Origin of the sequence: Stutzerimonas stutzeri (genome assembly GCF_002890895.1) — a bacterium.
GTDB classification, from domain to species: Bacteria; Pseudomonadota; Gammaproteobacteria; order Pseudomonadales; family Pseudomonadaceae; genus Stutzerimonas; species Stutzerimonas stutzeri_AB.
In genome coordinates this window covers 48,199-61,853 of the sequence record NZ_POUL01000006.1, presented here as the reverse complement: position 1 = coordinate 61,853, position 13,655 = coordinate 48,199, and the positions used below count along the sequence as shown (strand labels likewise).

14 protein-coding genes and 1 other RNA gene are annotated in these 13,655 nt (G+C 60.0%); 11 read left to right on the top strand and 4 right to left on the bottom strand.

Annotation, left to right across the window (positions count from 1 at the left end):
• The first annotated feature begins 11 nt into the window (after positions 1-11).
• Together CXK96_RS12840 and CXK96_RS12835 are read left to right on the top strand one after the other, a co-directional pair.
• Complete coding sequence (locus CXK96_RS12840) at positions 12-629, top strand: glutathione S-transferase N-terminal domain-containing protein (protein WP_102836846.1); 618 nt, start codon at positions 12-14, stop codon at positions 627-629.
• 11 nt (positions 630-640) lie between these two features.
• Positions 641-1,054, top strand: coding sequence for a ClpXP protease specificity-enhancing factor (locus CXK96_RS12835; RefSeq protein WP_102836845.1), 414 nt, complete (start codon positions 641-643; stop codon positions 1,052-1,054).
• A 117-nt stretch (positions 1,055-1,171) separates the two neighbouring features.
• Here CXK96_RS12835 and CXK96_RS12830 read toward each other — a convergent pair whose 3' ends face one another.
• The 4 genes from CXK96_RS12830 to CXK96_RS12815 all read right to left on the bottom strand — a co-directional run bounded on the left by CXK96_RS12830 (position 1,172) and on the right by CXK96_RS12815 (position 4,580).
• Positions 1,172-1,750, bottom strand: coding sequence for a BON domain-containing protein (locus tag CXK96_RS12830; protein WP_102836844.1), 579 nt, complete (start codon positions 1,748-1,750; stop codon positions 1,172-1,174).
• Positions 1,747-2,340 carry a phosphoheptose isomerase gene (locus tag CXK96_RS12825; RefSeq protein WP_102836843.1) on the bottom strand — a complete coding sequence of 198 codons (594 nt, stop codon included), beginning with the start codon at positions 2,338-2,340 and terminating at the stop codon, positions 1,747-1,749. The genes CXK96_RS12830 and CXK96_RS12825 overlap by 4 nt, the downstream gene beginning before the upstream one ends.
• A 108-nt stretch (positions 2,341-2,448) precedes the next feature.
• Complete coding sequence (locus CXK96_RS12820) at positions 2,449-2,817, bottom strand: YraN family protein (RefSeq protein ID WP_102836842.1); 369 nt, start codon at positions 2,815-2,817, stop codon at positions 2,449-2,451.
• Complete coding sequence (locus tag CXK96_RS12815; RefSeq protein WP_102836841.1) at positions 2,814-4,580, bottom strand: penicillin-binding protein activator; 1,767 nt, start codon at positions 4,578-4,580, stop codon at positions 2,814-2,816. The genes CXK96_RS12820 and CXK96_RS12815 overlap by 4 nt, the downstream gene beginning before the upstream one ends.
• Positions 4,581-4,671: 91 nt before the next feature.
• Between CXK96_RS12815 and rsmI the strand changes: the two genes are divergently transcribed.
• From rsmI to mraY, 9 genes are all read left to right on the top strand, one after another.
• Positions 4,672-5,577, top strand: a complete 906-nt coding sequence (rsmI, locus tag CXK96_RS12810; protein WP_219807532.1) for a 16S rRNA (cytidine(1402)-2'-O)-methyltransferase — start codon at positions 4,672-4,674, stop codon at positions 5,575-5,577.
• Positions 5,578-5,672: 95 nt separating this feature from the next.
• Positions 5,673-6,031: RNase P RNA component class A (gene rnpB, locus CXK96_RS12805), an RNA gene on the top strand.
• 291 nt (positions 6,032-6,322) lie between these two features.
• Positions 6,323-6,778, top strand: a complete 456-nt coding sequence (gene mraZ / locus CXK96_RS12800) for a division/cell wall cluster transcriptional repressor MraZ (protein WP_102836839.1) — start codon at positions 6,323-6,325, stop codon at positions 6,776-6,778.
• On the top strand, positions 6,775-7,722 hold the full coding sequence (gene rsmH / locus CXK96_RS12795; RefSeq protein ID WP_102836838.1) for a 16S rRNA (cytosine(1402)-N(4))-methyltransferase RsmH: 948 nt from the start codon (positions 6,775-6,777) through the stop codon (positions 7,720-7,722). Before mraZ ends, rsmH begins: the two co-directional genes overlap by 4 nt.
• Before the next feature lie 17 nt (positions 7,723-7,739).
• Positions 7,740-8,009, top strand: a complete 270-nt coding sequence (gene ftsL, locus CXK96_RS12790; protein ID WP_200637112.1) for a cell division protein FtsL — start codon at positions 7,740-7,742, stop codon at positions 8,007-8,009.
• Complete coding sequence (locus CXK96_RS12785; RefSeq protein ID WP_102836836.1) at positions 8,006-9,736, top strand: peptidoglycan D,D-transpeptidase FtsI family protein; 1,731 nt, start codon at positions 8,006-8,008, stop codon at positions 9,734-9,736. Before ftsL ends, CXK96_RS12785 begins: the two co-directional genes overlap by 4 nt.
• Positions 9,736-11,199: a UDP-N-acetylmuramoyl-L-alanyl-D-glutamate--2,6-diaminopimelate ligase gene (locus CXK96_RS12780; protein WP_102836835.1), complete on the top strand. Its 1,464-nt coding sequence runs from the start codon at positions 9,736-9,738 to the stop codon at positions 11,197-11,199. Before CXK96_RS12785 ends, CXK96_RS12780 begins: the two co-directional genes overlap by 1 nt.
• Positions 11,192-12,568, top strand: coding sequence for a UDP-N-acetylmuramoyl-tripeptide--D-alanyl-D-alanine ligase (locus tag CXK96_RS12775; protein ID WP_102836834.1), 1,377 nt, complete (start codon positions 11,192-11,194; stop codon positions 12,566-12,568). The genes CXK96_RS12780 and CXK96_RS12775 overlap by 8 nt, the downstream gene beginning before the upstream one ends.
• Complete coding sequence (mraY, locus tag CXK96_RS12770) at positions 12,568-13,650, top strand: phospho-N-acetylmuramoyl-pentapeptide-transferase (protein ID WP_102836833.1); 1,083 nt, start codon at positions 12,568-12,570, stop codon at positions 13,648-13,650. Before CXK96_RS12775 ends, mraY begins: the two co-directional genes overlap by 1 nt.
• Positions 13,651-13,655 lie beyond the last annotated feature (5 nt).

Below are 13,655 nucleotides of genomic sequence, written 5' to 3'. Positions count from 1 at the left end.
GGAGGGACCCTATGGCCGCTACCAATCGGTTGGCCTGCTATTCCGATCCCGCCGACCACTATTCGCATCGAGTGCGTTATGTGCTTGCTGAAAAGGGCGTAAGCGTCGAAATAATCGACGTCGATTCGGCGCACTGCCCGGTCAGGCTGAGCGAGGTGAATCCGTACGCCAGTGTGCCGACGCTCGTGGATCGTGATTTGGCGCTTTACGAGCCGAGCGTGATCACCGAGTATCTCGAAGAGCGTTATCCGCACCCGCCGCTGCTTCCCGTCTATCCTGTAGCTAGAGCGAATACCCGGCTGCTGGTGCATCGGGTGCAGCGGGACTGGTGCAGCCTGGTTGATCGAATTGGTGATCGCCGCACCGCTGAGGCGGCGCGTGCCCAGGCGCGGAAAGAGTTGCGTGAGAGTCTAACGGGCGTGTCGCCCGTGTTCGCTGAAAAGCCTTTCTTCATGAGTGATGAGATCAGTTTGGTGGACTGTTGCCTGTTGCCTATCCTGTGGCGTTTACCCACACTTGGAATTGATTTGCCGCGGGCGGCGAAACCGCTGCTCGACTACATGGAAATCAATTTTGCCCGCGAGGCCTTCCAGGTCAGTCTATCCGCCGTTGAGCGCCGCATGCGCTAAGGGGGTTGTATATGACATCGAGTCGACCTTATCTGGTACGGGCGTTGTACGAATGGATCGTCGACAACGACTGCACGCCGCATCTTTTGGTCAACGCTGATCATGCCGGCGTTCAGGTGCCTGACGGTTTTGCCAGTGATGGCCAGATCGTCTTGAATGTGGCGCCCAGCGCGGTGCGTCAGTTGCAGATGGATAACCAGGCGATCAGTTTCGAGGGGCGCTTTGGTGGCGTTCCGCACAGCTTGCACGTCCCGTCTGCGGCAATCATGGCAATCTACGCAAGGGAGAACGGGCAGGGGATGGTCTTCGAGGTTGAGCCTGCTCCGCCGGATGACGCGACGCCTTCCGATGACACTTCAGCTGGGGCCGGTACTGCGTCACGCCCGGCCCAGGGTGGGCGCCCTAGTTTGAAGGTGGTCAAGTAAAAGGGGCGAAAGGCCCTTAAGCCGACAAGGCTGCCGGCTAGGTCGGCCCTGGCTGGCTGGGAGCGTCGGTGGGGCGCAAGTTTACACCCCCTGTTACGCTTTCCCGGCCAAAGCTCTCTAATCGATATATTCGAACAGCTTGACGATTCGCTGCACGCCTGAGACGCCTTGCACCACGCTCGTTGCGCGATTGCCTTCCTGGCGCGTGACGAGGCCAAGAAGATAAACGATTCCGTTCTCAGTGATGACTTTTACGCGGGAGCCAGGAACGCTCGCGTCTGCCAGCATCTGTGCCTTAATCTTGGTTGTTAGCCATGAGTCGTTGCTTCGTGCCAGGCCCGACGAGGGCTTCAATACCTGTACTTCGTTGTGTACGCGCTTGACCCGCTGCACTGAGCTGGCGGCTTGTTCGGCTAGCTGCTTAAGCTCTGCGCGCGGCGTTTGCCCCGCCAACAGCACCACGCCGTTGTAACTGGCAACGACGATATGGGACGCCTGGTCAAGGTCGGGATGGGCTTTGGCAATATTTACAGCTGCTTTCGTTTCGATTAGCGAGTCGTCAATCGTACTGCCGATCGTGCGAGTGCCCCGATTGTCGTTAATTGGCTCGTCGCGTGTGGCGTTGAGCACTGAGCCGCATCCTGTGACGGCGAGGCACAGTGCGAGCGTAAGCGCATGCAGATGAACCGAAGTCATTCTTCGCTCCCAAACAGTTGGTTGTCGATTAGGTCGCACAGGCAGTGAATGGTTAGCAGGTGTACTTCTTGAATGCGTGCGGTCACCTTCGCCGGTACTCGTATTTCAACGTCTTCAGGCAGCAGCAGCGAGGCCATGCCGCCACCGTCGCGACCGGTAAGCGCAACGACCACCATCTCCCGGTCGTGAGCGGCCTGTATCGCCTGGATGACATTGGCCGAATTGCCGCTGGTAGAAATCGCCAGCAGTACATCGCCCGGCTGACCCAGTGCGCGGATCTGCTTGGAGAACACTTCGTTGTAACTGTAGTCGTTGGCGATGGACGTTATTGTCGAGCTGTCCGTTGTCAGCGCGATTGCTGGCAGGCTAGGGCGCTCCCGCTCGAATCGGTTAAGCAATTCCGAGGAGAAGTGCTGAGCATCGCCGGCTGAGCCACCATTGCCGCATGTCAGGATCTTGCCTTCGCTGAGCAGGGTGTTGACCATCACTTGCCCGGCCTGCTCGATGCAGGGTGCGAGCACTTCCATAGCGCTTTGTTTGGTTTCAATGCTGGCTAGGAAGAGCTGTCGTATACGGGATTGCATGTCCATCGGAAATAAACCTTCAGGTGACGGGCCGGGCCGCTTTAGCCGTGCCGCAAGGAAACCTCGGTATAGGGGTGATATTCGCGAGATGGTGCGAGCCCACATAGGGCATCTTTAGCTATCGAAGGCATTTCGAATCCAGCTGGGCTGCGCTCCGCCTTCGGTCGAGCTGATGGCGACGACGTCGAAGCGGCAGGGATGTTTTGCCCAACGACTCTCCTTTAGCAGGAACAGCTGGGCTGCCTTGATCAGCTTCTGCTGTTTGCGCAGGTCCACGCTCTCGAGTGCGCCGCCCCATGCGGCGTGACGCCTGTACCGAACCTCGACGAATACTACTGTATCGCCATCGAGCATGACCAGATCAAGCTCGCCGCTACGACAGCTCCAGTTTCGGCAGATCAGGCGTAGCCCGCACGTCTCAAGGTGCCGCAGGGTGAAGTCTTCGGCGAGCTTTCCGCTGGTCTGCTTGCTGTTCGTTATCAATAGGACGTGTCCGGAAGCGGACGAACTTCCCCGTCACGAAATTCGGCCCAGGGCAGTTGCCGCTCGATCCGCTGCTGCGGAGTCAGGCTGAGTGTGCCCGAAAGGCCTTCGAGTCGAGTGTCCGGTAGCGCTAGAAGCTGGTTCAGGCGCGGTGCCAGCTGGTAGGCGTCAGCGCCCATTGCATACAGTCTGCCGAGGCTGCCTCGGGCTTGCGGCCATTTCCGCTCGATTTCCTGTCTCAGTGGCAGCTGTGAATCAAGCAGCCAGGGGGTTTCGGTAAAGCGGATGCCCTCGAGGTCCAGATACTGCGTGCGGTTATCGGTGGCAGCGTGAAGGTGTGAAGTGGCGTAGACGGGTAGGTCTCCGGCGTACTGGAAGATCAGAGTGGGCTTGACTTGTTGCGCCTGCTGCGGAGTCGCGGCAAGAAACAGGAAATCGATATCCTGGCGACGCGAAGGCTGCGTTTCATTACCAGCTCCGTTGCTGCGTATCTGCAGCAGGTCCGCTATTTGATTCGCCAACTCAATGGGTTCGGCCAAAGGTTCTGCAGCGACCACGGTGCCGCCTAGCGCCTGCCATTCTTGGCGGAAGGCCTCGAATACACGATTACCCCAGTCGCCACGAGGCGTCAGCGCTACGGCCCGGCGGTGTCCGTCAGCCCAGGCGCGGCGAGCTACTTCGCGCGCTTCGTCCTCTGCAGCAAGGCCAAATTGAAACAGTTGCGGTGGCACCTTTTGGTTCGCATCGCTGTAATTAAGGGCGAGGGTGGTAATGGGGAGCTGCTCGCGGTCCGCCAGCTGGCGGACCATGTCCTTTTCCAGTGGGCCGATGACCAGTTCGACGCCTGCGGTAGCTGCTTGCCGATAAAACTCATCGAGCGAAGACATCCGGGTGCTGTCGTACAGTTCGATCTTGAGGTCTTGCTGCTCGGCGAGGTGGGCGGCGAGAAATCCGTCGCGCAGCGCGCGCGCTACGCTGGCCAGCGGGCCGTCCATCGGGAGGAGTAACGCCACATGTGACAAAGGTTTGTCAGCCAATTCCCTGAGATTCTTCAGTGATGTCGGCAGTCGTCTGGCGGCTGGATGGTTGGGGTTCTGCTGTAGCCAGGCGTCGATAGCACGTTGCTGCTGGTTGAGGGTGCCGGCCTGTTTGACGGCTGCTGCCAGGCTTATCCAGCCGGTTAGATCGGTGTCTGCATTCGGTTGCAGTTGGCCGGTCGGCAGGTTCGATACGAGCGACCAGATAGCTTCGTGATTGGCTTCGGCCGGCTCGCCGCTTAGCAGCGGTGCGATGAAGGTGCGTTCGCGGGCCGCGTCGAGGGGTTGGTTGTTCGCTTGAAATGCTTGGGCGCGGGCGAGCTGGGTTCGTAGCTGCTGGTCTACGGGCAGTTCTGCGAGGCGATCGAACGCTGGGTGCTGAAGCGCCTGCAGGGCGCTCTTGGCGTCGCCTGCAGCTAAGGCCAACTCTGCTTCCAGTGTCTTCGCGAACATTTGCTGAGCAGGCATCAACTGAGTGAGGTCGATTTGACCGAGGATCTCTCGAGCTTGAGCCTGATTGCCCTGCTGCATGCTTTGGTCGGCCGCAGACAGTCGCAGCGATGCTGCCTTGGCGGGTTCGCTGGCTTCGGCTTCTTTCAATAACTGCTGCGTCGATGCCTGGGGTGTTTTAGGTAATTCACCGAGAGTGGACGACGGCGAGCTGGCGCAAGCCGAGAGCAGAGCGGCAATGCATAAAAAGATAAGCGGGCGAAAGCGGGCCGTCATGTGTTCGTTCCTGAAAGGCGATGGCGGGTGTCGGCGGATTGTACCCAAGCATTGGCGGGGTCGCGATGTCGCCGCCCGTAAACGGGCTACAATGCGCGTTTTAGTAGCTGAGGTAAGCTCTGTGACTGCGACAGGTGATGTGAATTCCGCGGTGGGCACGCTCTATGTCGTCGCCACGCCAATCGGTAACCTCGAAGATATCAGTGCGCGGGCTTTGCGCGTTCTATCCGAGGTAGCGCTGATTGCGGCGGAAGACACCCGGCATTCGTCTCGCCTGCTACAGCACTTCGGCATCACTACACCCTTGGCGGCGTGCCATGAGCATAACGAGCGAGAGGAGGGTGGACGCTTTATCAGGCGACTACTGGCCGGTGACGATGTGGCGCTGATCTCCGATGCAGGTACACCGCTGATATCCGACCCTGGCTACCATCTTGTTCGTCAGTCGCGAGCTGCAGGGGTGCGGGTCGTTCCGCTGCCTGGCGCCTGTGCGCTTATCGCGACGCTGTGCGCCGCAGGCCTGCCGTCTGATCGATTTATCTTCGAGGGATTTTTGCCTGCTAAGCAGGTCGCGCGACTTGCTCGTCTGAATCATCTGCGGGATGAGCCGCGTACGCTGATTTTCTATGAGGCGCCGCATCGAATCCTTGCTGCGCTGGTGGACCTTGAGTCTGTGTTCGGTCCCGATCGGCCTGCGGTGCTGGGGCGCGAGTTGACCAAAACCTTCGAGACGCTGAAGGGCCTTCCGTTGGGCGAGCTGCGCGCTTGGGTTGAGGCAGATCCCAATCAGCAGCGGGGCGAATGCGTGCTTGTAGTGGGCGGTTGGCAAGCGCCGAACGAGGATGACACAGTCGATGTGAATGCCCGTCGGGTTTTGAGTCTGCTATTGGCCGAGCTGCCGGTTAAGCGTGCCGCGGCGCTTGCCTCGGAGATCACGGGGGTCAGGAAGAACCTGTTGTATCAACTCGCATTACAAGAAAAGGATGCGAGCCAATAAAGCTGTCGGATGATCGGTGGGGTGGTTCTGCCGCTTCGGTGGCCGGCTAGCCGCAGCTTGCAGCTCTCGCTGTATACAAGTACTCTGGCTGCCGGAGAGTCGATCGGACAGTCGCTGTCTCTTTTTGTTCCGCAAGAAGGGAGGGAGGAAAGTCCGGGCTCCATAGGGCGAAGTGCCAGGTAATGCCTGGGAGGCGTGAGCCTACGGAAAGTGCCACAGAAAATAACCGCCTAAGCGCTTCGGTGCCGGTAAGGGTGAAAAGGTGCGGTAAGAGCGCACCGCACGGCTGGCAACAGTCCGTGGCTAGGTAAACCCCACTTGGAGCAAGACCAAATAGGGATCCATTGGCGTGGCCCGCGCTGGATCCGGGTAGGTTGCTAGAGGCAGTCAGTGATGGCTGTCGTAGAGGAATGACTGTCCTCGACAGAACCCGGCTTACAGATCGACTCTCCGAATTCTCTTGAAACACCCCTCCTGTTTAGACCAAAAAATTCTTGCTCTTCATAAAGTACTTTAACTTCGAAGTGCAGGCTTTTGCGTTTGCTGAATATCTCTATTCGCTACCCCTTCCGGTTTACCGTTTATCTCCGCTTCGCTTGCTAAATTCCCGTCACATAAGGGTTTTTCCCGTCCGGCGTACCTTGACGGTGGGGCTGCTGCATTTCTATAGTGCGCACAAGTGGTAAAAAGTGGAATGAAGTGGGTATTTATGGGCATGGATAGCTAAATCAGGGGAAGCGCAGCCGTGTTTCGCGGAGCAAACGCCATCAGTCTCGATGCCAAAGGCCGGCTAGCGATGCCAAGCCGGTATCGTGACGAGCTCGTTTCGCGTTGCGAGGGGCAGCTGATCATCACCATCGATGCTGTGGACCGTTGCCTGGGAATTTACCCATTGCCTGAGTGGGAGCTGATCGAAGCCAAGCTTCGTGAGTTGCCATCTTTAAGAGAAGAAAGTCGCCGACTGCAGCGTTTGCTGATCGGGAATGCGGTCGATCTGGAAATGGACGGCAATGGCCGCGTTCTGGTGCCGCCGCGTTTGCGTGAATACGCCGGGCTGGACAAGCGGGCCATGCTGGTCGGTCAGCTGAACAAGTTCAGCTTGTGGAACGAGGACGACTGGAACGCACAAGCAGATGCGGACCTGGCGGCCATCAAACAACCCGGTGCTTTGCCGGAAGAATTGCGTGATCTAATCCTGTGAGCCCGACCAGCAACTATAACCATGTCACCGTTTTGCTCGACGAGGCCGTCGCGGCCCTTGGCGTGCGTCCCGACGGTCGCTATCTGGATGGGACCTTCGGTCGCGGCGGACATAGCCGCCTGCTGCTACGGCAGCTTGGGCCTGATGGCTGTTTGCTAGGATTCGACAAAGACCCGCTAGCAATCGCTACGGGGCAAGCACTGGCGGCCGAGGATGGCCGCTTTGTCGTTGTACAGAGAAGTTTCGCAGAGCTTGGCGCGGAGCTTGAGCAGCGCAGCTGGACCGGTACGTTGAGCGGTGTCCTGCTGGATCTTGGCGTATCTTCGCCGCAGCTGGACGACCCCGAGCGCGGCTTCAGCTTTCTGAACGATGGCCCTCTGGATATGCGCATGGACCCCAGTCGAGGGGTCAGTGCTGCTGAGTGGATCGCAACCGCCGACGAAGACGATATCGCCCGAGTCTTCCGGGAATATGGTGAAGAGCGCTTTGCCAAGCGCATGGCTCGTGCCGTAGTGCAACGTCGTGCGGTGCAGCCTTTTGAGCGTACGGCTGATCTTGCACAAGTCATTACCGTGGCCAATCCCGCTTGGGAGAAAGGCAAGAACCCCGCCACACGGGCCTTCCAGGGGTTGCGCATTTTTATCAACAACGAACTTGGCGACTTGGAAACAGGGCTCGAGGCCGCTCTCGAGGGGCTTGATGTGGGTGGCCGGCTGGTGGTGATCAGTTTTCACTCGCTGGAAGACCGCATCGTCAAACAGTTCATGCGTCGGCATGCGAAAGGCGAGGCCGACACGCTCCCGCGTGACCTGCCGATCATCCCTGAAAAATTCGTGCCTCGGCTGAAGCTGCTGGGCAAACCGCAATACGCTTCCGCCGAAGAGGTTAAGGCGAACCCGCGTTCGCGCAGCGCCGTGATGCGTGTGGCGGAGAAGTTGCGGTGACTCAGCTGCGTCGCGCCATGCCCAACGGCAGCCTGCTGATGCTGGTGCTGTTTATTGCCGTGCTGTTGTCGGCAATTGGCGTCGCCTATAGCGCGCACTGGAACCGGCAGTTACTCAATGAGCTTTACGGTGAGCTAAGTGTGCGCGACAAGGCGCAGGCTGAATGGGGTCGTCTTATTCTTGAACAGAGCACCTGGACTGCTCACAGCCGGATCGAGACCTTGGCTTCCGAGCAGTTGAAGATGCACATCCCTGAAGCGGCAGCTGTCAGGCTGGTGGCGCCATGAAGCTTCAGGGCGCGCTCTATCCGTGGCGTTTTCGCATCGTGCTGGCTCTGCTGGCATTGATGGTTGGCGCCATTGCATGGCGCATCGTTGATCTGCAGGTACTGGATCAGGGGTTTCTGAAGGGCCAGGGAGATGCGCGCAGCGTGCGCCACATTCCAATCCCCGCGCATCGTGGACTCATGACCGATCGTCACGGCGAGCCCCTGGCTGTGAGTACCCCAGTCACTACGCTTTGGGCGAACCCGCGCGAAATGCAAAGCGCACAGGCTCGCTGGCCCGAACTGGCTGAGGCGCTGGGGCAGGACCCCGCCGGATTGCAGCAGCGCCTCAAGGCGCAGGCCGAGCGAGAGTTCATGTACCTGGTGCGCGGCCTGACCCCTGAGCAGGGGCAGCGGGTTCTGGATCTGGATATACCGGGCGTTTACGCGCAAGAGGAATTTCGCCGTTTCTACCCCGCCGGTGAGGTGGCCGCTCACGTGGTCGGCTTTACCGATATCGACGACCACGGTCGTGAAGGTATGGAACTCGCCTACAACGAATGGTTGGCCGGTGTCCCGGGTAAGCGGCAGGTGCTTAAGGACCGTCGCGGCCGTTTGATCAAGGATGTTCAGGTGGTCAAGAACGCCAAGGCCGGCAAGGCGCTTGCACTGTCCCTTGACCTGCGTCTGCAGTATCTGGCGCATCGCGAGCTGCGTAACGCGCTGTTGGAGTTTGGCGCCAAGGCTGGCAGCTTGGTCGTGCTCGACGTGAAAACGGGCGAAGTGCTGGCCATGGTCAATCAGCCAACCTATAACCCGAACAATCGCCGAAATCTGCAGCCAGCAGCGATGCGTAACCGGGCCATGACGGACCTGTTCGAGCCGGGTTCGACGATGAAACCAATCTCTATGAGCGCGGCTCTCGAAACAGGACGTTGGAAGCCCAGCGACCTGGTCGAGGTGTGGCCAGGATCGCTGCGCATCGGTCGCTACACGATCCGAGACGTCTCCAGAACCGAAGGGCGTGAGCTTAGCCTGACGGGCATTCTCATCAACTCTTCCAACGTCGGAATGAGCAAGGTCGCCTTCGATATTGGCGGCGCTGCGATTCATGAGGTCATGCGCAAGATCGGTTTCGGCCAGGACACCGGCTTGGGCTTCCCAGGTGAGCGAGTCGGCAATCTTCCTACCCACCGCGAGTGGCGCCAGGCCGAAACTGCCACGCTTTCGTATGGCTATGGCCTGTCGGTGACCGCTGTGCAATTGGCTCACGCCTATGGCGCACTGGCCAATGACGGGCGCCTGGTGCCGATGTCATTGGTCCGGGTGGACCACAAGCCAGAAGGCGTAGAAGTGGTGTCGCCGGAAGTTGCCAAAACCCTTCAGGGCATGCTTCAGGAAGTAATCGAAGCCCCGCGTGGCGTATTTCGCGCCCAGGTGCCGGGTTATCACGTGGCGGGCAAGAGCGGTACCGCGCGCAAGGCCTCGGCTAACAGTCGCGGATATCAGGAAAATGCCTATCGGTCGATGTTCGCCGGTTTCGGGCCGATGCGAGATCCACGCATCGCCATCGCGGTGGTCATCGACGAGCCCAGCAAGAGCGGCTATTACGGCGGCCTGGTATCGGCCCCCGTGTTCAGTCGCGTGATGTCCGGCGCGCTGCGTCTGATGAATGTGGCTCCTGACAATCTTCCTCCGGAGGACGTCAAGACCGCCGACGCTGACAAGACCAAGGGAGGGCGTATCTGATGCCGATGCCGCTGAATCAGTTACTGCCTCAAGCTGCCAGCGATACCCTCATTCGAGAGCTGACGCTGGACAGCCGCAAGGTTCGTCCAGGCGATTTGTTTCTGGCTGTGCCCGGTTACCAGCAAGACGGCCGCGTGCACATTGCAGATGCGATTGCTCACGGCGCAGCCGCAATCGCCTACGAAGCCGAAGGGGCTGCGAAAATGACCGCGGCTAGCGCTGAGCTGGTCCCGGTTCGCAACCTGGCGGGACAGCTTTCAGCTATTGCCGGACGGTTCTACGGTGAACCGAGCCGCGGTCTGCATCTGGTCGGCGTGACCGGAACCAACGGCAAGACCAGCGTGACCTACTTGATTGCCCAGGCTCTGGATCGTTTGGGTGAGCGTTGCGGGATCATCGGCACCCTCGGGACCGGCTTTCACGGCGAGTTGGTCCTTGGTCAGCACACCACACCTGATGCCATCGGCGTACAGGCCAATCTGGCGAGCCTGCGGAAGCAGGGCGCGCGCGCTGTTGCGATGGAGGTGTCCTCGCATGGCCTGGCGCAGGGCCGGGTTGCCGCGCTCGCGTTCGATGTGGCGGTGTTCACAAATCTGTCCCGAGACCACCTCGACTACCACGGTTCCATGGAAGCCTACGGTGAGGTCAAGGCGAGGCTATTCAATATGCCGGGGCTTGGGTGTCGGGTGATCAATCTGGACGACGCGCTGGGCCGATCGCTCGCGCAAGAGCACCCGGAATCGCGCTTGATCACTTATAGCCTGGAGGATGCCTCGGCTTACCTCTACTGCCCAGAGGCGCGGCTGGACGACAGCGGAATCCACGCACGGCTGGTGACCCCGCAAGGGGAGCGCTCGCTGCGTAGCCCGCTACTCGGCCGGTTCAATGTCAGCAATGTGCTTGCGGCGGTGGGCGCCTTGCTGGGCATGAATTACGCGCTCGACGAAGTTTTAGCAGTGCTGCAGGGGATTGATGGCCCGGTCGGCCGCATGCAGCGGTTAGGTGGTGGCGATCGCCCGTTGGTGGTGGTCGATTACGCCCATACGCCGGATGCGCTTGAAAAGGTTCTTGTCGCTCTTCGCCCGCATGCCCGCGGTCAGTTGCTGTGCCTGTTCGGCTGCGGTGGTGATCGAGACCGCGGCAAGCGCTCGCTGATGGCTCAGGTTGCCGAGCGTTTGGCGGACCGCGTCATAGTCACCGATGACAACCCGCGCCATGAAGATCCGCAGCAGATCCTCGATGAGATCCATGCAGGTTTCAGCGCGCCCGAACAAGCGCTGTTTGTGCCAGGGCGCGCCGCGGCCATTGCCCGCTGTATCGAGAACGCCAGCATTGATGATGTGGTGTTGCTGGCCGGCAAGGGGCATGAGGACTACCAGGAAATAAAGGGCGAGCGTCTGCCATTCTCCGATCTCGATCAGGCCTCGACGGCCCTGGCTGGCTGGAGGGGTTCCCATGCTTGAAGCCAAGCGTCTTAGCGATCTGGTCGAGCCATTGTCAGCCAAGCTGATCAATGCCGATGCAACCTTTAGCTCTGTCAGCACCGACAGCCGCGCAATCGAGCCGGGGCAGCTTTTCATTGCGCTCACCGGGCCTCGCTTCGACGGCCATACCTACCTTGCGGAAGTTGCCGCCAAGGGCGCTGTCGCCGCTTTGGTCGAGCGCCATATGCCAGAGGTCTCGTTACCTCAACTTGTTGTTGCCGATAGCCGTGTCGCCCTCGGTCAGCTGGGAGCGCTCAATCGCGACGCGTTCACCGGTCCGGTCGCGGCGATCACCGGCTCCAGCGGCAAGACCAGCGTCAAGGAACTGCTGGCCAGTATCCTGCGCGCCGCCTATGGCGATGATGCGGTTCTCGCCACACGCGGCAATCTCAACAACGATTTGGGCGCACCGCTCACGCTGCTGGAGTTAGGTCCTCAGCATAAGGCTGCGGTGATTGAGCTAGGTGCTTCACGCGTTGGCGAAATCGCCTATACCGTCAGCCTGACTCGGCCAGATGTCAGCTTGATTACCAACGCGGGCACGGCTCATGTTGGCGAATTCGGTGGGCCGGAAAAAATCGTCGAGGCCAAGGGCGAGATTCTCGATGGTCTCGGCGCCAAAGGCGTCGCCGTGCTCAATCGTGACGACCGCGCCTATTCGGTGTGGGAGCGCCGAGTGGCAGGCAAGCGAGTAGTGAGCTTTGCCGTCACGAGCCCGCTGGCCGACTTTCACCCCGCTTCGATTGCTTACGATCTTCGTGGCTGTCCCAATTTCGTCCTGACCGGCCCGACCGGGTCCGTGCGTGTCCAACTGAATCTTCTCGGTCGCCACAGCGTGGCCAATGCGCTGGCCGCCGCTGCGGCCGCCAGGGCGCTGGGTGTTGCCGCAGAGCACATCGTCGCTGGGCTTGAAAGTCTGCAGCCCGTAAAGGGCCGAGGCGTTGCGCAGATGCTGAGCAACGGCGTTCGCCTGATAGACGACACCTACAACGCCAACCCTGCGTCGATCTGTGCCGCCATCGATGTGCTGGCCGGCTTTGCCGGCCGCACGGTGCTGGTGCTGGGCGACATGGGGGAGCTGGGCTCCTGGGCCGAGCAGGGCCACCGCGAAGTCGGCAGTTACGCCCGAGGCAAAGTAGACACTTTGTTCGCGGTCGGACCGCTCATGAAGCATGCCGTGGAGGCCTTCGGTCATGGCGCGCGCCATTTCGCCGATCAGCAGAGCCTGATCGAGTCGCTGCGTCTGGAGCAGGGCAATGCGACCACCATTTTGATCAAGGGATCACGGAGCGCAGCGATGGATAACGTCGTTGCAGCACTTTCCGCGTCCGGCATGGAGAAACATTGATGCTGCTGCTACTCGCCGAGTACCTGCAACAGTTCCACACGGGCTTCGCAGTCTTTCAGTACCTGTCGCTTCGTGGGATTCTCGGCGTACTGACCGCGCTGGTGTTATCGCTGTGGCTGGGGCCCTGGTTGATCCGTACGCTGCAGCTGCGTCAGATCGGTCAGGCGGTACGGACAGATGGGCCGCAAACGCATCTGTCGAAATCCGGCACGCCGACCATGGGTGGCGCCCTGATCCTCAGCGCGATCGCCATCAGCACCTTGCTCTGGGCGGATCTGTCCAATCGCTATGTGTGGGTGGTGCTGGCCGTGACCCTGCTGTTCGGTGCAATCGGTTGGGTTGATGACTACCGCAAGGTGATCGAAAAAAACTCCCGCGGTCTGCCAAGCCGTTGGAAATATTTCTGGCAATCCGTCTTCGGCCTCGGTGCTGCGATCTTTCTTTACTTGACCGCGCAGACACCGGTCGAAACCACGTTGATCCTCCCGCTGCTGAAGAACATCGAGATTCCGCTGGGGGTCGGCTTCATCGTGCTGACCTATTTCGTCATCGTCGGCTCCAGCAATGCTGTGAACCTCACCGACGGGCTGGATGGCCTGGCAATCATGCCGACGGTGATGGTGGGCGGTGGTCTGGGCATCTTCTGCTACCTGTCGGGCAACGTGAATTTCGCCGATTACCTGCTGATTCCATACATCCCCGGAGCCGGTGAGTTGATCGTGTTCTGCGGTGCGCTGATCGGTGCCGGGCTTGGCTTTCTCTGGTTCAACACCTACCCCGCCCAGGTCTTCATGGGTGATGTGGGCGCGCTGGCCCTTGGCGCGGCCCTTGGCACTATTGCTGTGATCGTCCGCCAGGAAGTCGTGCTGTTCATCATGGGTGGCATATTCGTGATGGAAACCCTGTCGGTGATGATCCAGGTCGCCTCATTCAAACTGACCGGCAAGCGGGTGTTCCGCATGGCTCCGATTCATCACCACTTCGAACTCAAGGGCTGGCCAGAGCCCCGCGTGATCGTGCGCTTCTGGATCATCACGGTGATCCTTGTGTTGGTTGGTCTTGCCACATTGAAGTTGAGGTAACAAAG